We start from the raw sequence: 19,763 nt of genomic DNA, 5'->3' as shown, positions 1-19,763 counted from the left end.
AAGTCAGCGGCGCGCGGCGAAGCGCGCGATCTCGGTCAGTCCCTGCGCCAGCAGCATTTCGGCCGCCTGGCTGTTGCCGAGCAATTGGCGATGCAATTCGATCAGCCGCGGGCCGAGCCGTTCGAGCTTGCGGCGATGCCAGCTGGCGAGCTGTTCGCGGATGTCGCGCTCGTCGCGGAAGAAGATGCCAAGCCGCGCCTTGGCCCCGCGATCGAGCCCGTCGAACGAACCGCGCGGGCCCAGCGCCGCTGCGATCTGCGCCAATTGCGCCGCGCGCCGCTCCACCGCCAGCAGCACGCCAACCGGGTTCATCCCGTGTTCGCGCATGCGCCGCAGCTCGCGGTCCAGCCGCCCGGTGTCGCCCTTGAGCACTGCGTTGACCAGCGGCATGAAGCCGTCTTCCTCGGTCGCGGCGCCGACCGCTTCAAGGTCTTCCGCAGATAGCTGCCGCGGCGATTGCGGCGAAGCGTCGCAATAGGTCGCGAGCTTGGTGATCTCCGATTGCGCCAGCCGCACGTCGAGCCCGGCGGCGCGCGCGATCCGCTCGGCCAGGTCGCCGCCCAGCCGCAGCCCCGCCGCATCGGCCATTTGCCGCACCGAAGCCGAAACCGACGAGAGATCGGGCGGATAGAACATCGCCACCAGCGCGTCCTTGCGCTTTTCGAGCAGCTTGGCGGTGCGCGACTTGTCGGTCGCGGCGCTCGCCACCACCAGCACCGGCGCAGCCTGCCCCGCCCCCGCGTCGCCGGTTTCGATCAGCACCTGCAGCGCGTCATGCGCTTCATCGCCATTGGCGCGGACATAGATGTGGCGCTTGTCGCCGAATAGCGAGCCAGACCGGGCCTCGTCGCCCAGCAGCGCGGGATCCTTGCGCAAATCCGCGCCCGACAATTCGATCCGCTCGCCCGCTTCGGGCAGCAATTGCGCGATCGACTGCGCCGCCGCCGAAGCGCCGGCTTCATCGGGCCCGCAGAAGAAGAAGATGCCGCATTGTTCGGCGGCGCGGCGCGCATTGGAAGCGAAATCGCGCTGGGTCGCCTTCACGCCCGCCTCATTGCTGCTGGCCGGCTTCGCGCAGCCTCAGCGAGATCCGGCGCACCATCCGGTCGGCCACGTCACGCGCGAGATTTTCGAGCGCGGTCTGTTCGGCGGCGATGGTGGCATATTCGCTGCTGACCACGTCGATCCCGGCGTCGGAGCCAGCGGTGGAATCGAGCAGGATCTCGTCGCTGGCGATATCGACCAGCTGGAAGCGCGCGCGCAGGATGCGGCGTTCGCGGCTGATCGTATCGTCATTGAGCACGCCCAGCCCTTCGAGCGAATCGTCGAGCATCACGTCTAGCCGATAGCGCGGGGCGGCATTGCTGCCAGTGATCCTGAGCCGGTCGTTGAGCGCATTGCGCACCAGCCAGCCGTCCTGCCCCGCAATCGGGCTCACTTCGACTTCGGCCAGCCCCTGCGCCACCGCCGCTCCGCCGCTGCCGGCATACATCGGCTGCAGTCCGCAGGCCGAGAGCGCCATGCTGGCAGCGAGGAGGAACAGGACGCGCATCAGGTGACGATATTGACCAATCTGTCGGGAACCACAATCACCTTGCGGATCGCAGCGCCATCGATCGAGCGCTGCACCTTCTCGCTGGCGAGCGCCATGGCCTCGAGATCTTCCTTCGAAGCGCCCTTGGGCGCGGTCAGCGTATCGCGCAATTTGCCCATGTGCTGGACCGCGATGGTGACCTGGTCGTCGACCAGCAGCGCCGGATCGACTTCGGGCCATGCGGCATCGGCGATCAACCCTTCACCGCCCCCGCCGACCGTCGACCATGCCTCTTCGGCAAGGTGCGGCATCATCGGGGCGACAAGGTGAACCAGCGTGACGATCGCGTTCGAACGGCTGGCCGAAGGCGCGGCCTTCTCGATCGCGGCGGTCAGCTCGTAAATGCGTGCAACCGCCTTGTTGAAGCCGAGCGCTTCGATGTCCTGCGCGACTGCGGCAACCGTTTGGTGCGTCTTGCGGTCGAGCGCCTTGTCTTCACCGGCATCGGCCCCGGCACCGCCCGCGCCGACTTGCCCGAACAGCCGCCACAGCCGCTGGACGAAACGCCAGCAACCTTCGATCCCGGCTTCGGACCACGGCAGGTCGCGCTCGGGCGGGCTGTCCGACAGCATGAACCAGCGCGCCGCATCCGCGCCATAGGTGTCGATGATATTGTCGGGGTCGACCGTGTTCTTCTTCGACTTCGACATCTTGATGACGCGGCCGATCTCGACCGGCTGGCCGTCCTGCTTCAGTGTCGCGCCATTGCCGGTGCGCTCGACCTCTTCGGGCAGGAAATAGACGGTGCGCCCGTCGACCACGCGCGAATAGGTTTCGTGCGTCACCATCCCTTGCGTGAACAGCGATGCGAAAGGCTCGGCAAAATCGAGCTGGCCGATGTGCTGCAGCGCGCGAGTCCAGAAGCGGGCATAGAGCAGGTGCAGGATCGCGTGCTCGATCCCGCCGATATACTGTTCGACCGGCAGCCACTTGGCGACTTCGTCACGATCGAACGGCTTGTCCGCCGGCTGGCTGGCGAAGCGCAGGAAATACCACGAGCTGTCGACGAAAGTGTCGAGCGTGTCGGTCTCGCGCTCGGCGGCAGCGCCGCAGTTCGGGCAAGTGGTGTGCTTCCAGGTGGGGTGGCGCAGCAGCGGGTTGCCCGGGGTCTTGAAATCGACATCCTCGGGCAGGGTAACGGGCAGCTGGTCCTTGGGCACGGGCACGACGCCGCAAGTGCCGCAATGGATGAACGGGATCGGCGTGCCCCAGTAACGCTGGCGCGAAACGCCCCAGTCGCGCAGGCGCCACACAGTGGTGCCCTTGCCCCAGCCTTCGGCTTCGGCGCGCGCGTTGACTGCGGCCTTGGCCTCTTCCACGCTCATCCCGTCGAGGAAATCCGAATTGACGCAGATGCCGTCGCCGGTTTCGGCTTCACTCATCGGATCGCCTGCCGCTTCGGCGGAAGCGGCGATCACACGCAGGATCGGGCAGCCATATTTGGTGGCAAATTCGAAGTCGCGCTCGTCATGCCCGGGCACGCCCATGATCGCGCCGGTGCCGTAATCCATCAGCACGAAATTGGCGATGAACACGGGCAGCGGCGCGCCGGTGAAGGGGTGGCGCGCAGTGATGCCGGTGTCGAAACCCAGCTTCTCGGCGGTTTCGAGCTCGGCCGCAGTGGTGCCGCCGCGCTTGCACAGCTCGATGAAAGCCGCCGCGTCGGGATTGCCCGCAGCGACGCCCTGCGCCACCGGGTGGTCTGCTGCGACTGCAACGAAGCTCGCGCCGAAGATCGTATCGGGCCGGGTCGAATAAACCGGCACGCGATCTCCGTTCGACAAGTCGAAGCTGAATTCGAGCCCGGTCGACTTGCCGATCCAGTTTTCCTGCATCAGCCGGACCTTTTCGGGCCAGTTGTCGAGCGCGCCCAGCCCGTCGAGCAAATCTTCAGCGAAATCGGTGATCTTGAGGAACCACTGGTCGAGCTTGCGCTTCTCGACCTCGGCGCCCGAGCGCCAGCCCTTGCCGTCGATCACCTGCTCATTGGCGAGCACGGTCATGTCGACCGGGTCCCAATTGACCTCGCTCTGGCGGCGATAGACCAGACCCGCCTCGTAAAGGTCGAGGAACAGTGCCTGTTCGTGGCCGTAATATTCGGGATCGCAGGTCGCGAATTCGCGGCTCCAGTCGAGCGCGAAACCGATCCGCTTGAGCTGCGACTTCATGTTGGCGATGTTCTCGCGCGTCCAGCCGCCGGGGTGGACGCCCTTTTCCATCGCGGCGTTTTCCGCCGGCATGCCGAATGCGTCCCACCCCATCGGATGGAGCACTTCATAGCCGCGCATCTTCTTGTAGCGCGCCAGCACGTCGCCCATGGTGTAGTTGCGGACGTGGCCCATGTGGATGCGCCCCGAAGGATAGGGGAACATCTCGAGCACGTAGCTCTTGGGCTTCGCCGAATTGCTGTCGGCGTGGAAAGTGCCTGCCTCTTCCCAGGCGCGTTGCCAGCGGGCGTCGGCTTGGGACGGATCGAAACGCGTGTCGGTCATGGCCAACCTGTTAGGGATTTCGCGCGCGATTGGAAGATCGCACGCTGCCGGAAAGTCGATTTGAACGCTTGCCCTGCGAAGGGCAAGGCCCGCGCGCTGCGCAGGCCTGTGTCAGCGAAATCAGGACGCCATGGTCTGGCGGCGGATCTCGCGAGCCTTGGTAAGGATGATGTCCTCAAGCTTCTGCACCGTGGCCGCCTGCACCGGCGCATCGACCCAGCCGCCGCCCTGCTGCACCTGGCGGCTCGCCGCGACGCGCAGCGCATCGGCGCGCAGGTCCTGGTCGAGGATCGTCACCGTCACCTTGACCCGTTCGCCCGGGTTCGAGGGATTGGCGTACCAGTCGGTCACGATCACGCCGCCCGCACTGTCGGCCTGCAGCAGCGGCGCGAAGCTGACGGTTTCGAGCGCCGCGCGCCAGAGATAGGAATTGACCCCGATCGTGTTGACCTGCGATGCGGCAAGGTCAGCCCGCGGGCGGTCGCGCCCCGCGCATGCTCCAAGCGTGGCCAGCGCCGCACAGGCAAGCACGAGACGGGCGGGGCGGCTGGTGGCAGACACAATCAAGCTCATTGTTGCAATCGTCCTCAAACGGAAGGGGCCCTGCCGGGCCGGTTCGTCAACAGGCTCTATAGCCCTCCCTGCGCGCGCGACAAGGCGGGAAACCGGGGTGCAGCGCAGCCATGCCCGTATTTGTGAGCCGCGCGCGGCTTTATGCTTGCTGAACATGCCCGGGAGGAAGTCGCTTTGCTTGCTCCTGCAGCGTCGATGCGCCGCCAGTCCAAGCCCGATCCAAGTCTCAGTGCAACTCCCAGTTCAAGTCATTGTGTGCTCAAGGCAACACCTCGCTGCCGCAACGTCACCACCCTGTTACTCGGCATTGCAGAATCGCGGATCAGGCTCATATTGTCATAAAGTGGTGGTCCGAGTCGTTTACGCGCGGAAAGCACGGTCAGCGGCGGTTCATCATGGTTGAGTTTAGGTAAACCAGAACCTTTACAGGTTCGTTCGTTTTCAGCCGGTCACAATGGTGGCCATGGAAAAGAGGCAGGGGATCGAAGCAATGGCGAAGGGGCACTCGGCAAGTTCGGCGCGCAAGCTGCCCTTGCTGCTGGCTGCCGTCGGCCTCGCCTTCGGTGCGCCTTCGGCAGGCTTGGCGGTCGCCGCGCTGTCAGACGATGTCGGCGCGATCGAAGCTCCCTCTTTCGCGATCTTCACCCCGACGAAAGTCGATCCGCAGCTCGCCCGCCGCGTGGCGCAGCGCGCCGACAATGCGGCGATGCGTTTCACTCCCGCCGGCAGCGCGATCAAGCGCGACCGCACGGTGACGGTGGCGGTCCGCGTCGACCAGGACATCGCGCGCGCCATCTCGGTGCGCCAGGCGCTCGACATCGCGCCGGGCGCGGGCGGCGGGCTGACCGCGCTGGCGGCAAGCCGCTACAACCTCGGCACCGCGCGCGGCTATCAGAGCTTCAAGCGGCCCGACGTGCATGTCTCGCTGGCCGGTGGCGTGCGCGAAATCGCCATGGCCGATCTTTCGACCTTCGAACCGAGCCAGCCCGGCGCTGCGGACAAGCCCAGCCGGTTCCAGCCGCGTATCGCGCTGGAAGGCGAGCAGGTGGCGGGCCGTTCGCCCAACACGCTCGATTCGCTCGCTGCACAGACGGTCGACCTCGGCGGCGCCTATCGCATCACCGGCAATCTCAACGTGACCGCGGGCGTGCGCCTGTCGCAGGAACGCGACCGGTTGAGCCCGATCACCGATTCGGTGCAGGACAGCCAGGCAGTCTACGTCGGCACGCAGTTGCGCTTCTGACGTTTCTTGCGGGAACTGCCTTGGGCAATTCCCGATTGACGGCTCCAGCCCGCTCCGCAGAACCGCAAACAATGAATTCGATTTCAGGACCCCGCTTCGGCGGGGTTTTTCATTTGCTTGACGCAATGGCGTGGTTAACCTGCCTCAACTCGATAATTTGGGAGAGTGGGATATGGCGCGCGTAGCAATCGTCACCGGCGGGACCCGCGGCATCGGCCGCGCAATCTGCGAGAAGCTGCAGGCGGACGGATTCACCGTGGTGGCCAATTACGCGGGCAATGACGCCGCGGCGGACCAGCTCAAGGCCGACACCGGAATCCGCTGCTACAAATGGGACGTGGGCGACCACGAAGCCACGATCGCGGGTTGCGCGCGCGTGGCGGAGGAAGTCGGCCCGGTCGACGTGGTGGTCAACAATGCCGGGATCACCCGCGACGCCGTGCTCCACAAGATGAGCTATGATGACTGGCACGAAGTGATGCGGATCAACCTTGGCGGCTGCTTCAACATGGCCAAGGCCTGCTTCCCCGGCATGCGCGAACGCGGTTGGGGCCGGATCGTCAACATCGGCTCGATTAATGGGCAGGCCGGGCAATATGGCCAGGTCAATTATGCCGCAGCGAAGAGCGGCATCCACGGCTTCACCAAGGCACTGGCGCAGGAAGGCGCCAAGTTCGGCGTGACCGTGAACGCGATCGCGCCGGGCTATATCGATACTGACATGGTCGCCGCCGTGCCCGAACCGGTGCTGGAGAAGATCATCGCCAAGATCCCGGTCGGCCGCCTTGGCCATGCCGAGGAAATCGCGCGCGGCGTGGCGTTCCTGTGCTCGGAAGACGCGGGCTTCGTGACCGGCTCGACCATGAGCATCAACGGCGGCCAGCACATGTATTGATGCGGCGGCGCGCGCCGGCAGGCGCGCGCTCGACCGTTGGTTCAGTTGATATAGTATCCCACGACCTTCAGGCTATCGCCTTCCTTCTGGAGGGTGAGAGTTTCGACCACCCCGGCCTTCCCGGTGAAATCGGTGCGAAAGCGGACCAGCTCGAGTCCGGCAGGCGGTGCGGGGACCTCCATGAAGCTGATCGCTTCACGCGCTAGCACCGTTCCCAATGGCTTGCGCGTCTGGATCGATGCGTCTTGCCAGTTCTCGGGGGTGTTGAGGCCGCGAAACGTCGAGCCTGCCGCTTCGTAGCTGGCATCCCAATTGCCCTGGTCCACGAGGCGCAGCCAGTTGCGTGCTGCCGTTTCGACAGCCTCGTCCGAGGTTTCCACGCGGTCGGCAACGGCTTCTCCGGCACGGGGATGTTCATCGCTTACGAGCGGCGCTGTGGCGAGCATCAATGCGAATAGTGCGGACATAATCAATCCTCCGATCAGCCAGGCGGAGCGCCGCCTGACGACTCGACCGCCACTATGGCGATCGTCCAATGGACCGGATGGATCCCCGATTCTCGCTGCGCCCGCTTCCCCTATTTCCTTGTCCACGAGCATTTCGGGGGGCGCGCCTTCCTGCTCGAGCAGCAGCCGCGCGGCTTCGCGACTGCTCGTGACCGACAGTTTGCGTCGCGCTTCGCGCAGCCGCTCATTGATGGTGTGGACCGACAGGCCCAGTTCGCGCGCAGCCGACTTGGCATCGTGCCCGCGCACGATCAGGCGCAGGGTTTCCTTCTCCTTGTCGGTGAGAATGTCGATCGCGGCGCGCATTTTTGTTAGCTAGGCGCTGTACGCTGCGCCAGCCACCCCAAAAATTTGGTGCCCGAACCGGTGCTGGAGAAAATCATCGCCAAGATCCCGGTCGGCCGCCGCATGGCATATGAATTCGCCGATCACCCGCCAAGATTGTCCGCGGCATTGACCACGGCTCCAGACTCTGCGCACTCTCCACGTGGTCGCGCGGACGGGGAGTTTCCGGATGGAATCTGGCGCGGCGGCGAAGGGCGACACCTTGTGGGGGCATCCGAAGGGACTCGCCTTCCTCGCCTTTACCGAAATGTGGGAACGGTTCTCCTTCTACGGGATGCGCGGGCTGCTGATCCTGTACATGGTGCAGGAACTGCTACTGCCGGGCCGGATCGAGAATGTCGCCGGGATGGATGCGTATCGCGGCGTGGTGGAAGCGGTGTTCGGCCCGCTGTCGACGCAGGCCTTCGCCAGCCAGACCTTTGGCCTCTATTCGGGCTTCGTCTATTTCACTCCGCTGTTCGGCGGCTTGCTGGCCGACCGTTGGCTGGGCTCGCGCAAGACGGTGATGATCGGCATCGCGCTGATGACCGCGGGCCATTTCGCGATGATCTTCGACTGGAGCTTCCTGCTAGCGCTGCTGCTGCTCGTGCTCGGCTCGGGTTGCCTCAAGGGAAATATCGCCGCGCAGGTGGGGCATCTCTATCCATGCGACGAAGAAGGGCGCCGTTCGCGCGGCTTCACCATCTTCAGCACCGGGATCAATATCGGCGCGATCCTGGGGCCGCTGGTGTGCGGCCTGCTGGCGCAGGTTTATGGCTGGCATTACGGCTTCGGGCTGGCCGGGGCGATGATGCTGGTGGCGGCGGTGGTCTATTTCACCGGCCTGCCGCATTTCGCCGCCGAGCGGGTCAAGCCCGGGGCGGGTGCGCACCATGATCACCCGCCGATGACCGGGCGCGACTGGCAGATGATGGCGCTGCTGGGCGTGGTCATGCTGATCTCGGTCATGTGGTCGCTCGCCTATGACCAGCTCGCCAATGTCGGCTTGCTGTTTGTGGCCGAACGGGTGGCGCTCGACACGCCGCTGGGCTCGATACCGGTGCCTTGGTTCGCATCCGAAGATGCGCTGGCTTCGGTGCTGATCGTTCCGGTGCTGATCGTGCTGTGGCGCTGACAGGCGGACCGCGGCAGGGAGCCGGACGATCTGAGCAAGATCGCGGCCTGTTCGGTGATCCTGGCGCTGTCGACCGGCTCGCTGGCACTGGGAGACTGGCTGGCGGACGGCGGCGAGGTGTCGATCGCCTTCCCGATCATCGCCTATTTCCTTTCGGGCGCGGGCTTCATGTGGGGCTGGCCCACCCTGCTCGCGCTGGTTTCGCGCCGGGCGCCGGCACGGATCAATTCGACGATGATGGCCTGCGTCTACTTCGTCGCCTTTGCCTCCGGGATTGGATCGGGAACGATCGCCCGCTTCTACGAAGCGATGCCGGCCTGGGGGTTCTGGCTGATGAACTCAGGCATCTCGCTGGCGGGGGCTGTAGCGATTGTGGTGTTCGGCGCGGCGCCGAGGCGGCGGATGAACGAGCTCGACCGGCAGGAGCAGGTCGAGAATGGCAGCCTCGCCGGGCCCGGACCGATCGCGGCGCCGGGCTGATCGTCGCCATTTTCCTACAGGCGTTCTGGCGCCCCTCTTTGCAAATTCCCTTAGCCTGCGCTTCGCTTGTGTCTTATCAACTTACGCGTGACGCAAAACAGCCCCCCGCCCTACCATCCGCCGGTCAAGCGTTCGGTCGAGATCGCCGGGCACAAGACCTCAATCAGCCTCGAGCCGGTCTTCTGGGACATGCTGCGCGAAGCGGCAGAGGCGGAAGGCGTGCCGATCAACGCGCTGGTGGCGCGGATCGACGCCGAGCGGATCCGCGCGGCAAACCCCTGCGGGCTGGCAGGGGCTGTGCGGATCTGGTTGGTGAGCCGCCCCTAGGGCTTACCCAACTGAGGGGCCATTTGCAGCCCAGCATGAGCAAGAGCTAATCGTCGCCGACGCGCTCGATGTCCGCCCCGACCAGCTGTAGCTTTTCTTCCAGTCGCTCATAGCCGCGATCGAGGTGATAGAGCCGCCTTACGGTCGTCTCGCCTTCGGCCGCGAGCCCGGCGAGCACGAGGCTGAACGAAGCGCGCAAGTCGGTCGCCATCACTTCGGCACCGGTCAGCCGCTGGACCCCCTTGACGATGGCGGTGCGGCCTTCTGTCTCGATATCCGCGCCCATGCGCCGCAGTTCGGGCACGTGCATGTAGCGATTCTCGAAAATCGTTTCCTTGAGCACGCTGGTGCCCTCGGCCTTGCACAGCAGCGCCATCAGCTGGGCCTGCATGTCGGTCGCGAGGCCCGGATAGGGCGCGGTGGTAAGGTTTGTCGCCTTGAGCGGGCCGCTGGCGCGCACGCGGATGCCGCGCGGGTCTTCCTCGACCTCGACCCCGATATTGCGCAGCGCGTGGATAGTGGCGGCCATCTCGTCCGCCTTCGCACCTTCGAGCCGCACCTCACCACCGGTGATCGCCGCGGCACAGGCGTAGGAGCCTGCTTCGATCCGGTCGGCCATCACGCGATAGGTCGCGCCGTGCAGCCGCTTCACGCCATGGATCGTGAGGTCGGAGGTGCCGATCCCTTCGATCTCCGCGCCCATCGCCACCAGCAGGTTGCACAGGTCAACGATCTCTGGCTCGCGCGCCGCGTTGAACAGGCGGCATGTGCCGCTGGCAAGCACCGCTGCCATCAGCGCGTTCTCGGTCGCACCGACCGAGACCACGGGGAAATCGAATTCGCCGCCGGGAAGGCCGCCATCGGGCGCAATCGCACGGACATAGCCCTGCGTCAGTTCGATCGTTGCGCCGAAAGCTTCGAGCGCTTTCAAATGCAGGTCGATCGGGCGGTTGCCGATTGCACAGCCGCCCGGCATCGAAACGGTGGCTTCGCCCATGCGCGCCAGCATCGGCCCGAGCACCAGGATCGAAGCCCGCATCTTGCGCACGAGGTCGTAAGGCGCGACCGACGAAGTGATCCGCGGAGCTTCAAGGCTCATAACGCGGCCGAAATCTTCGGGCCGGGTGCCCTGAATCACCGTGGTGACGCCGAACTGGTTCATCAAATGCTGGAACCCGTCGATATCGGCGAGGCGTGGCAGGTTCCTCAGCGTCAGCGGCTCTTCGGTAAGCAGCGCGCAAGGAATGAGTGTGAGCGCGGAGTTCTTGGCGCCCGAAATAGGGATCGTGCCTTCGAGCCGGCTGCCGCCGCGGATGACGAGTTTGTCCATGAAATGCCCTTAGCCAATCCTTGCGCCCGAGCAAATGGACAAGCGCGGCAAATGCGCGGCTTACTTGCGACGGAAACCTTTGGCTTCTATCGGATAACGCCATGACCTCTCGCAAACCGATCAAGAAAGCCGTGTTCCCCGTTGCGGGGCTCGGCACGCGTTTCCTGCCCGCCACCAAGGCGATCCCAAAGGAGATGTTGGCAATCGTCGATCGGCCGCTGATCCAGTATGCAGTGGACGAAGCGCGCGAGGCCGGGATCGAGCAGATGATCTTCGTCACTGGGCGCGGGAAGACGGCGATCGTCGAGCATTTCGACATGGCGTTCGAACTCGAAACCACGATGGGAGAGCGCGGCAAGGACATGGCGGTGCTTGAACCGACCCGCGCAACGCCGGGCGACATCATCACCGTGCGCCAGCAGGTCCCGCTAGGCCTTGGCCATGCGATCTGGTGCGCGCGCGCGATCGTGGGCGACGAACCCTTCGCGATCTTCCTGCCCGACGAGTTGATGATCGCACACAAGGGCAGCACTGGCTGCATGAAGCAGATGGTCGATGCCTATGACGAGGTTGGCGGCAACCTCATCAGCGTACTCGAAGTCCCGCACGAAGAAGTCTCGAGCTATGGCGTGATCGATCCCGGCGCGCAGGTTTCGGCTGCACTCACGGAAGTGAAGGGGCTGGTCGAAAAGCCGCCTGTGGCCGAAGCGCCATCGAACAAGATCATCTCCGGCCGGTACATCCTGCAGCCCGAAGTGATGCGCGTGCTCGAAGCGCAGGAAAAGGGTGCCGGGGGCGAGATCCAACTGACCGACGCCATGGCAAAGATGATCGGCAACCAGCCCTTCCACGCCGTGACCTTCGACGGCAAGCGCTACGATTGCGGCAGCAAGACCGGCTTCGTCGAAGCAACTCTGGCACTGGCGCTCGAGCGTGAAGACATCGGCGCAGAGGTCCGCGCGATGGCTGAGCGGTTGCTGGCGGACTAACTGGCCACAAAACGAACCGGCAGCGTCTTGAGGCCGCCGACAAATGTCGAAGTCGCACGCTTGGGCTCGCCCGCCAGTTCGATGCACTCGATCCGGTCGAGCAAAGTCTCGAACAGGATCTTCATCTCCATGCGCGCCAGGTGCAGGCCAAGGCACTGGTGCGCCCCGGCACCGAAAGCCAGGTGGCGATTGGGAGAGCGCGCCGCGTCGAACTTGCGCGGGTTCTCGAACTGCGCCGGATCGTGATTGGCCGCGACATAGTTGATCATCAACCAGTCGCCCTTCTTGATCTGCTGACCGCCAAGTTCGACATCTTCGGCAGCGGTGCGCATGAAGTGTTGCACCGGCGTCGTCCAGCGGATCGCTTCTTCGACGATGCCCGGAAGCAGCGAGCGGTCGGCCTTGACCCGGGCCCATTGCTCGGGATCCTGCGCCAGCGCCATCATTGCGCCCGCTGTCGATGCCGAAGTGGTGTCATGGCCGGCAGTGGCAACGATGATGTAATAGCCTGCCATATCGCGCGCGGGCAGCGGCGCGCCATCGACCATGGCGTTGGCGATGACACTGGCGACGTCGTCCGTCGGGTTCGCGCGGCGGTCTTCCGCCAGCTTTGCGAAATAATCTTCGAAAGTCCGGACCGCGCCTGCGACGAGTTGCACCACCTGTTCGGGCGTCATCTGGTCGAGCCCAGTGCCCGACAGATCCTTGTCTTGCCCGCCGAACAGCTGCTGGGTGAGCATCTGCATGCGCGGCTCGTCTTCCTCGGGCACACCCAGGATCTGCATCACGACATGCAAAGGATAAGGCCCCGAAACGAGCTTCACGAAATCCACTTCCGGCCCGGCGGCGACCAGTCGGTCGACCGTGGCATGGGCGATCGCGCGGATTTCTTCCTCCATCTTCTGGAGGTTGCGCGGCATGAACCAGTCCTGCGTCAGCCTGCGATACTTGGGATGGATCGGTGCATCGAACACCACCAGCGAATCGACCAGCATGTCGCTGCCGGTCGCCTGGCGCGAGAATTCGATCGCGTCGCGAAAGCTGAACACCACCGGGCGCGGATTGTTGAGGAAAGTGGCGTTGTCCTTCGAAATCCGCATCACATCTTCATAGCGCGTAACCAGCCAGAACGGATCGAACAGCTTGCCGTCATCGGGTTCGATTCGTGCCACCGGCGATTCGAGGCGCAAGCGATCGAACGTGTCGAGCAAGCCGTCCCATTCAGCATAGGAATGCGGGTCGATCACTTGCCGCGCGACGTCGGGCGGAAGGGTTTTCGCCTGGTCTGCCATGTTACGCCTGCTCCTTCGCCTTCGCGGCGTATTCATCGCGCAATTCGCGCTTGTAGAGTTTGCCATTCGCTTCGCGCGGCAACTCGGCGCGGAAGTCAAACAGCCGCGGCATCTTGATCCGCGCCAGCTGCGGCGCAAGGAAATCGCGCAGCTCCTGCTCGAACGCGGCACCGCCATCGCCAGCGACAGCGGCCATGTCGACCGGCTGGACCACCGCCACGACCTTCTCGCCCAGATCGGGATCGGGAGCGCCAATCACCGCCGCATCCATCACCTTGGCATGCGTCACCAGCAGGTTCTCGATCTCCTGCGGGTAGATGTTGACCCCGCCCGAGATGATCATGTGGCTCTTGCGGTCTGTGAGGTAAAGGAAGCCCTCTGCATCGACATGGCCGATGTCGCCCAGCGTCATCCAGCCTTCGTGATGCATCGCCTCGGCCGTCTTGCCCGGATCCTTGTGATAGCTCGGCAGGATATCGTTCTCGAAATAGATGAGCCCGTCCTGCTCTGCAGGCAGCTCCTCGCCTTCAGGGCCGCAGATGTGCAGCTTGCCATAGATCGCCCGGCCAACCGTTCCCTTGTGGGTCAACCAGTCAGGGCTGTGCACCATGGTCATGCCGATACCTTCCGATCCGGCATAATATTCGATGATGATCGGCCCCCACCATTCGATCATCGCCTGCTTGACCGGGATCGGACACGGGGCTGCGGCATGGATCGCTCGCTTGTGGCTTGAAAGGTCGTGCTTGTTCCGGATCTCCTCCGGCAGGCGGAGGAAGCGCACGAAATGGGTCGGGACCCATTGGCTGTCGGTGACGCGATACTTCTCGATCGCCGCCAACGCCGCCTCGGGATCGAACTTTTCCATCATGACCACTGTGCCGCCCAGCCGGTGCACCGTCGAACACCAGCCTATCGGCGCAGCGTGATAGAGTGGCGCAGGCGAGAGGTAGACCATGCTGCCATCGCCCGGCATGCCCGCCCCCATCTGGGCCAGCGCGACCAGAGCCACCGGCGCCGCCGGATCGGGATCTTCCGGGGGCTTGGGCCGGATGCCCTTGGGGCGACCGGTCGTGCCGGAGGAATAGAGCATGACCAGGCCTGCGCTCTGGTCGGCAATCGGATCGACAGGCTGCGCGGCCAGTGCGGCTGCAAAATCCTCTTCGCCGTTTCCGTCCATCATCAGGATCGGGATTTCGGGACATTCGGCGCGCACCCCGGGCAAGACTTCGTCGAAATAATGCGACGTGATCAGCAGCTTCGCTTCGCTGTCCTTGAGGATGTAGGCGATTTCAGGCGCGGTCAGCCGGGTCGAGATAGGCACCAGCATTGTGCCCGCGCGCTGCGAGCCCCAGATCAGCGTGAAGTATTCGATTCGGTTCTCTAGCAGGACCGCAAAGGCATCGTCCGGCTTGAAACCGCGAGCGCGCAGCAGGTGTGCGAAACGATTCGATCCGGCTTCCATTTCGCCGAAGGTCATGGACGCGCCGCTGCCTGCCATGATCACGGCGGGGTGGTTCGGGCGAGTTCTTGCGTGCTCAATCGGATGCATGGGTTTCCTCTCTCCAGCGCAGCACCTTGGCCGACTGTCTGCGATTGGAAACCTAGCTAACTAGCCAAAGGCGACAAGAAAAAAGGCGGCGGGATAACCCGCCGCCATGATCGGACATCCTCTCCTCTGTCCGAATTCCGCTTCCAGGCGGAAACTGTAACTGCGGCCTAGTCGCCCCCCTGGCCGCCTTCTTCGAAATTCTCGTCCAGCACCGCCAAACGCTGCTGGACTGTCGACTCCACCATATACGGAATTGGATTTACCGCAACACCTGCGATTCGAACTTCATAGTGCAGGTGCGGGCCGGTGGAGCGGCCGGTCGATCCGACGTAGCCGATGATGTCGCCTTTCTTGACCCGCTCGCCTTCCGCAACGTCGAGTCGCGAGAGGTGCGCGTAGCGGGTTCCAAGTTCGGCGCCGTGATTGATTTCGATGAACAGCCCGTAGCTCGAGAACCATTCGGCACGATCGACGATCCCGTCAGCGGTTGCGTAGATCGGCGTGCCAGTGGGCGCTGCCAAATCGATACCCTGGTGCTTGCGGCGGCCGCCAAGGACCGGATGGGTACGCATGCCGAAATCGCTGCTCAGCCGCGCGCCATCGAGGGGCATGCGCGAAGGAACCGAAATGGCCGTGCGGACCGTGCTGGCGTCGGGGCGGGTTTCCAGCGCTTCCCAAGTCGTGAACAGCTGGCGGAAGCCCTGATCGCCGGCGATCAGCGAATCGTCCTGCGCGTCACGCACCGTGTCGGTGATTTCGACGGCAACGGCGTTGCTGTTGGCGAGCACCGGGCTGGCGGCGATCGAAAGGCAGCCGGCAACGAGCGCAAAGCCCACCCGTAAGCCGTATTGCTTGAAATGCGATCCCACCAAAACCCGTTCCTCGCGGCAGCTCCTGAAACGAAGCCGCCTTATTTCTTAGCTAACCCGAAGGGGGGTGCCCCCGCGATCCCGGCGGAGGCCCCAATGCCCAACCGCCTTTGTGTGATGATTGGTTAAGCGGCGAAGAATTTACGAAGCAATAGCGGCGTAGAAGTCGCGCGACAGACCGGCTGCAAGACGCGCCGAGTCGTTGAACGGTGGCTTAACCGCCCCCCGAAAGTGGCGCGACACCAGCTCCTGCCAGCATTTCTGCGGAGAATCGCCCGCTGCTTTGGCCAGCGCAAGAAAGTGCTTGGTGCCGATCGCGACATGGCGGATTTCGTCGTCAAGGATTCGTTCGAGAATCCTTGCGCCATGCTCGTCGCCCTGTGCGCGAACCCGCTCGAGCGTTGCCGGCGTGACGTCAAGCCCGCGCGCCTCCAGCACCATCGGTACAATCGCGAGTCGCGCACGCACGTCATCGCGCGTTTCATATGCGGCCTGCCACAGCCCGCCATGCGCGGGCAGCGCGCCATAGTGGCTGCCCAGGCTTTCGAGTTTTCGGGCGAGCAAGGCGAAGTGCATCGCTTCGTCGGCCGCGACCGAGAGGAAGTCCGACACGAATTCCTCACCCATCGCTTCCCCGAAGCGGCCCGCCATGTCCAGTGCGAGGTCGATCGCGACGAATTCGATATGTGCCAGCGAATGCCACAGGGCAATCCGCCCGCGCTCCGAGCCGCCCTTCCCGCGCTTGGGCATACGATTCGGTGGCAGAAGCTCCGGTTGGGCAGGGCGGGCCGGTTCATCCGGCATAGTGACGTCAAACCGCCAGGCCAGCCGCCCAAGCCGCCATCTCCGCGCAACGTCGCGCGTCGCCATCGCCTTGCCGCGCGGATCGGCGGTGAGCAGCGCAACGCGGATCGCACCGGCAAGCGAAGGCATTTCGGGTGACGTCAATCCCGCCTCACAGCGCCTTGGCAGCGGCGAGCACTTCCTCGGCGTGGCCCATGACCTTCACCTTGTCCCACACCCGAGCGATCTTGCCGTCGGTGCCGACCAGATAGGTAGTGCGCACCATCCCCATATAGGTTTTCCCGTACATGCTCTTCTCGGTCCAGATGCCGAGCGCGTCCGACAGGCCGCCTTCGAGCGCATCGCTCGCCAGCGGCGCGGCAAGCCCGTGCTTGGCGATGAACTTGGCATGCTTGGCTGGCGGATCCTTGCTGACGCCAAGCAGCGCCACGCCCGCTTTGGCAAAATCGCCGGCCAGCGCGGAGAAATCCTTGTTCTCGGTCGTGCAGCCCGGCGTGTCGTCCTTGGGATAGAAGAACAGGACCAGCTTCTTGCCCTTGAAGTCGGACGGCTTCACCGTGCCGCCATCGGGGGTTTCCAGCGCGATATCGGGCAGGGCGTCGCCGGTTGCGGGAAATTTGCTCATTCTTCCATCTCCAGTTCCAATCCGAACACATGCTGCCATGCGGCGGCCACCGCATGGCGTGCCTCGCCCAGACTACGCAAGAGCGCGTCATAGGTTTCGCAGCGGCAAGCTCGCGCCAATGCCCGTGCCGCAGCGGGCGGCGGTTCGGCGAGGTCGGGGGCGAGCAGCCTGGTCGATACGAGCAGCCGCGTCATGAAGTCATGCGCCTCGCGCAGCTCCGGTGGGAGCAACCCGGCTGCAACGAGCACGTCGATCGCGTCAGCCAAATTAGGCGATAGTCCCACGCCTTCGCGCAATTGCAGGAAGTGAATGATGAACTCGAGGTCGACCAACCCTCCGCGTAGCAGTTTGGCGTCGAGCGGACCGCCCGGCACCTTGTGCTGCGCCATTTCGCTGCGCATCGCGAGCACGTCTTCACGCAGCTTGTGGGGTTCGCGCTCCTTCGCGAGCACTTCCGATATGATGGCTTCAAGCTCGGCGCGCGCCTCGTACGAAGCGACCAGTACACGCGCCCGGGTGAGCGCCATATGCTCCCATGTCCAGGCATCTTCGCGTTGGTATCTGGCGAAGGCGTCGATCGTCACGCTGAGCGGGCCCTGCGCCCCCTGTGGCCGCAATCGCGTGTCGATGTCATAAAGCGCGCCATGCGCCGTCGGCACCGAAAGCGCGGCACTTAGCCGCTGCGCCAGCCGGTTATAGTAATGTGTGCCGCCAAGCGGGCGCTCGCCGTCGGACTCCGCGCCGGACTCGCCGCTGAAAAGGTAGATGATGTCGAGGTCGGAGGCGTGGGTAAGCGCGCCTCCGCCAAACCTGCCGAGCCCCAGCACCACCAGCTCGCTATTGGCAATGCGGCCATGCTTGCAGGCAAACTCCTCGCAAGCCGCGCGGTGCGCCACTTGAAGCGCCGCTTCTGCCGTGCGCGACAACGCGGCCGCGATGTCGAGCGGATCATGCACGGCCTGGATCAACTGCAGCCCCAGCGCGAAGCGCAGCTCACCCGTGACGATGCGGATCCGGTCAAGCTGCCGTTCGTAGTCGCGCGAGGCGCCCCCCGCTTCCATACGCGCCGCGATATCGTCGACATCGCCAGGCAAGTTGAGTGCGCTTGCGTCGATCAGCGTGTCCAGCAGTCCCGGCCGCCTTCCCAGGTCTTCGGCCAGCGTGGGCGCCAGCGTAAGCACCGCCATCAACTGCTCGAGCATGCCGGGGCGTGCTTCGAGCAAGCGGAAAAGGTTGATCGCGGACGATGCATTGGCCAGCACGCCTTCCCATCGCAACAGCGCCCGCTCGGGATCGTCGGCATGCGCGAAAGCCTCGACCAGCGCGGGCAGCATGGCGTCAAATGCCTCAAGCGCGGCGGGCGATCGCAGCGACTGGTAGCGGCCATCGCGCCACTCGGCGATCCGTTCCGCCACCTTTTCAGGCTCGGCAAAGCCAAGCTGGCCAAGCCGCTGCGCAAGCGGCGCCGGGGCGGCATCCACCGGCTCGGCATGGCTCCCGCCATCGAGCAGCCGGTCATAGGCCTGCGCCACGCGGGCGGTGATTGTCCGCAATTCCTCGACCAGAGCAGCGCCGTCGCTGAGCCCGTCGAGCCGGGCGACCGAATCGAGCGCCGCCCCGGCAGGCAAGGCGTGAGTCTGGTGGTCTTCCACCATCTGAAGCCGGTGCTCGATCACGCGCAGCCGGTCGTAGGCCTCACCCAGTATCACCGCCTCTTCTGCTTCGATCCGTCCCGCTGCGGCCAAGGCGTCGAGCGCGGCGCGGGTGCCACGCAGGCGCAAGGACGGATCGCGACCGCCGTGGATCAACTGGTGCGTCTGCGCGAAGAATTCGACTTCGCGGATCCCGCCGCGCCCGTGCTTGAGGTTGAAGCCGGGCCCCACGTCGCGCGGGCCCTTGTAGTTCGAGCGAATCCGCGAGGTGAGCCGCCGGATTTCATCGATCGCGCCGAAATCGAGGCTTGAGCGCCAGACGAAAGGACCGATCATGTCGAGGAAGAGCTCACCCGCGGCAATGTCGCCTGCAGCCGCGCGCGCACGGATAAAGGCCGCGCGCTCCCACGCCAGAGCAGAGCTTTCGTAATGCGTCAGCGCGGCATTGACCGAGATCGCCAGCGGGCTCACTTCGCTCGCTGGCCGGAGCCGCAAATCGACCCGGAAGACATATCCTTCCTCGGTGTTCTCCGACAGAGTCCTGACCACTTCGCGTGCATAGCGCTGCGCTGCTTCGCCCGGCTCGTCCCGCTCGCGCCGCGGCAATGTTTGCGGATCGTAGAGCAGGATCGGGTCGATGTCGGAGGAATAGTTGAGTTCGTGCGCGCCATGCTTGCCCAGCGCCAGCGCGATCATCCCCGCCGGCTCTGCCCCTTCGACCCGCCGGGTGATCGCATCGGTGATCGCGATGTCGAGCGCGCGGTCCGCGAGATCCGACAGTTCGACCATGACCATGTCGAGCGGGAATGCCTCCGCAAGGTCGCCAATCGCCAGCGCGGTCGCATAGGCGAGCCGCTCGCGCCGCAATGCCAGCCCAACCGAAGCGCAATTCTCGCCTGCCCGGCGCGCCCATTCCAGCGCCGCATCGGCGTCACCGGCCTCAAGCAGCGAAGCGAGTGCCGGCTGGCGATCGAGCGCGCGCGCAAGGAAAGGCGCCTCTGCCCGCGCCCGCGCCAGCGCATTGTGCCATTCGCTCGCCATCTGCGCTCCCTGCCCGCAGCCGCGCGGCTGCGCAAGCGCG

Annotated in this window: 18 protein-coding genes; 6 read left to right on the top strand and 12 right to left on the bottom strand. The window is 64.8% G+C overall.

Going from position 1 to position 19,763, the window contains the following annotated elements; all coding sequences use genetic code 11:
• Positions 1–3: 3 nt before the first annotated feature.
• The 4 genes from holA to VRS74_RS02265 all read right to left on the bottom strand — a co-directional run bounded on the left by holA (position 4) and on the right by VRS74_RS02265 (position 4,659).
• Positions 4–1,044, bottom strand: coding sequence for a DNA polymerase III subunit delta (gene holA, locus VRS74_RS02280; protein WP_354143621.1), 1,041 nt, complete (start codon positions 1,042–1,044; stop codon positions 4–6).
• Between the two features lie 7 nt (positions 1,045–1,051).
• Positions 1,052–1,552 carry an LPS assembly lipoprotein LptE gene (gene lptE / locus VRS74_RS02275; RefSeq protein ID WP_354143620.1) on the bottom strand — a complete coding sequence of 167 codons (501 nt, stop codon included), beginning with the start codon at positions 1,550–1,552 and terminating at the stop codon, positions 1,052–1,054.
• Positions 1,552–4,086 (bottom strand): leucine--tRNA ligase, encoded by a 2,535-nt coding sequence (gene leuS / locus VRS74_RS02270; RefSeq protein WP_354143619.1) that lies wholly within the window; start codon positions 4,084–4,086, stop codon positions 1,552–1,554. The genes lptE and leuS overlap by 1 nt, the downstream gene beginning before the upstream one ends.
• A 120-nt stretch (positions 4,087–4,206) precedes the next feature.
• Positions 4,207–4,659 carry a DUF3576 domain-containing protein gene (locus tag VRS74_RS02265; RefSeq protein ID WP_354143618.1) on the bottom strand — a complete coding sequence of 151 codons (453 nt, stop codon included), beginning with the start codon at positions 4,657–4,659 and terminating at the stop codon, positions 4,207–4,209.
• A gap of 463 nt (positions 4,660–5,122) precedes the next feature.
• On the opposite strand from VRS74_RS02265, the gene VRS74_RS02260 reads away from it, so the two are divergent.
• Together VRS74_RS02260 and phbB are read left to right on the top strand one after the other, a co-directional pair.
• Positions 5,123–5,902 (top strand): hypothetical protein, encoded by a 780-nt coding sequence (locus VRS74_RS02260; protein ID WP_354143880.1) that lies wholly within the window; start codon positions 5,123–5,125, stop codon positions 5,900–5,902.
• A gap of 172 nt (positions 5,903–6,074) precedes the next feature.
• Positions 6,075–6,797 (top strand): acetoacetyl-CoA reductase, encoded by a 723-nt coding sequence (gene phbB / locus VRS74_RS02255; protein WP_354143617.1) that lies wholly within the window; start codon positions 6,075–6,077, stop codon positions 6,795–6,797.
• 41 nt (positions 6,798–6,838) lie between these two features.
• Here the strand turns inward: phbB and VRS74_RS02250 are convergent, their stop codons facing one another.
• Positions 6,839–7,609 carry a DUF4019 domain-containing protein gene (locus VRS74_RS02250; protein ID WP_354143616.1) on the bottom strand — a complete coding sequence of 257 codons (771 nt, stop codon included), beginning with the start codon at positions 7,607–7,609 and terminating at the stop codon, positions 6,839–6,841.
• Positions 7,610–7,817: 208 nt separating this feature from the next.
• On the opposite strand from VRS74_RS02250, the gene VRS74_RS02245 reads away from it, so the two are divergent.
• The 3 genes from VRS74_RS02245 (at position 7,818) to VRS74_RS02235 (ending at position 9,569) form a co-directional block, all read left to right on the top strand.
• Positions 7,818–8,762 (top strand): oligopeptide:H+ symporter, encoded by a 945-nt coding sequence (locus VRS74_RS02245; RefSeq protein ID WP_354143615.1) that lies wholly within the window; start codon positions 7,818–7,820, stop codon positions 8,760–8,762.
• 54 nt (positions 8,763–8,816) lie between these two features.
• On the top strand, positions 8,817–9,242 hold the full coding sequence (locus VRS74_RS02240) for an MFS transporter (protein WP_354143614.1): 426 nt from the start codon (positions 8,817–8,819) through the stop codon (positions 9,240–9,242).
• Between the two features lie 87 nt (positions 9,243–9,329).
• Positions 9,330–9,569, top strand: coding sequence for a ribbon-helix-helix domain-containing protein (locus VRS74_RS02235; RefSeq protein WP_354143613.1), 240 nt, complete (start codon positions 9,330–9,332; stop codon positions 9,567–9,569).
• A 46-nt stretch (positions 9,570–9,615) separates the two neighbouring features.
• Here VRS74_RS02235 and murA read toward each other — a convergent pair whose 3' ends face one another.
• Positions 9,616–10,899, bottom strand: a complete 1,284-nt coding sequence (murA, locus tag VRS74_RS02230; protein WP_354143612.1) for a UDP-N-acetylglucosamine 1-carboxyvinyltransferase — start codon at positions 10,897–10,899, stop codon at positions 9,616–9,618.
• Positions 10,900–11,000: 101 nt separating this feature from the next.
• Between murA and galU the strand changes: the two genes are divergently transcribed.
• Positions 11,001–11,888 (top strand): UTP--glucose-1-phosphate uridylyltransferase GalU, encoded by an 888-nt coding sequence (gene galU / locus VRS74_RS02225; RefSeq protein ID WP_354143611.1) that lies wholly within the window; start codon positions 11,001–11,003, stop codon positions 11,886–11,888.
• Here galU and VRS74_RS02220 read toward each other — a convergent pair.
• The 6 genes from VRS74_RS02220 to glnE form a co-directional block, all read right to left on the bottom strand.
• Positions 11,885–13,180, bottom strand: a complete 1,296-nt coding sequence (locus VRS74_RS02220) for a cytochrome P450 (protein WP_354143610.1) — start codon at positions 13,178–13,180, stop codon at positions 11,885–11,887. The two genes, galU and VRS74_RS02220, sit on opposite strands and share 4 nt — an antisense overlap.
• A gap of 1 nt (position 13,181) precedes the next feature.
• Positions 13,182–14,732 carry an acyl-CoA synthetase gene (locus VRS74_RS02215; protein ID WP_354143609.1) on the bottom strand — a complete coding sequence of 517 codons (1,551 nt, stop codon included), beginning with the start codon at positions 14,730–14,732 and terminating at the stop codon, positions 13,182–13,184.
• A gap of 167 nt (positions 14,733–14,899) precedes the next feature.
• The gene (locus VRS74_RS02210) at positions 14,900–15,601 is read right to left on the bottom strand and encodes a M23 family metallopeptidase (RefSeq protein WP_354143608.1); all 702 of its coding nucleotides are present in this window, start codon (positions 15,599–15,601) and stop codon (positions 14,900–14,902) included.
• A gap of 141 nt (positions 15,602–15,742) precedes the next feature.
• Complete coding sequence (locus tag VRS74_RS02205) at positions 15,743–16,534, bottom strand: ferritin-like domain-containing protein (RefSeq protein WP_354143607.1); 792 nt, start codon at positions 16,532–16,534, stop codon at positions 15,743–15,745.
• A 22-nt stretch (positions 16,535–16,556) separates the two neighbouring features.
• Positions 16,557–17,030: a peroxiredoxin gene (locus VRS74_RS02200; protein ID WP_354143606.1), complete on the bottom strand. Its 474-nt coding sequence runs from the start codon at positions 17,028–17,030 to the stop codon at positions 16,557–16,559.
• Positions 17,027–19,723 (bottom strand): bifunctional [glutamate--ammonia ligase]-adenylyl-L-tyrosine phosphorylase/[glutamate--ammonia-ligase] adenylyltransferase, encoded by a 2,697-nt coding sequence (glnE, locus tag VRS74_RS02195; RefSeq protein WP_354143605.1) that lies wholly within the window; start codon positions 19,721–19,723, stop codon positions 17,027–17,029. The genes VRS74_RS02200 and glnE overlap by 4 nt, the downstream gene beginning before the upstream one ends.
• Between the last annotated feature and the right edge of the window lie 40 nt (positions 19,724–19,763).

The sequence above is a fragment of the Altererythrobacter litoralis genome (assembly GCF_036324225.1).
In the GTDB taxonomy this organism is placed as follows: domain Bacteria; phylum Pseudomonadota; class Alphaproteobacteria; order Sphingomonadales; family Sphingomonadaceae; genus Erythrobacter; species Erythrobacter litoralis_A.
The sequence above is the reverse complement of the archived record's forward strand: the minus strand, read 5'-3'. Positions and strand labels throughout refer to the sequence as shown.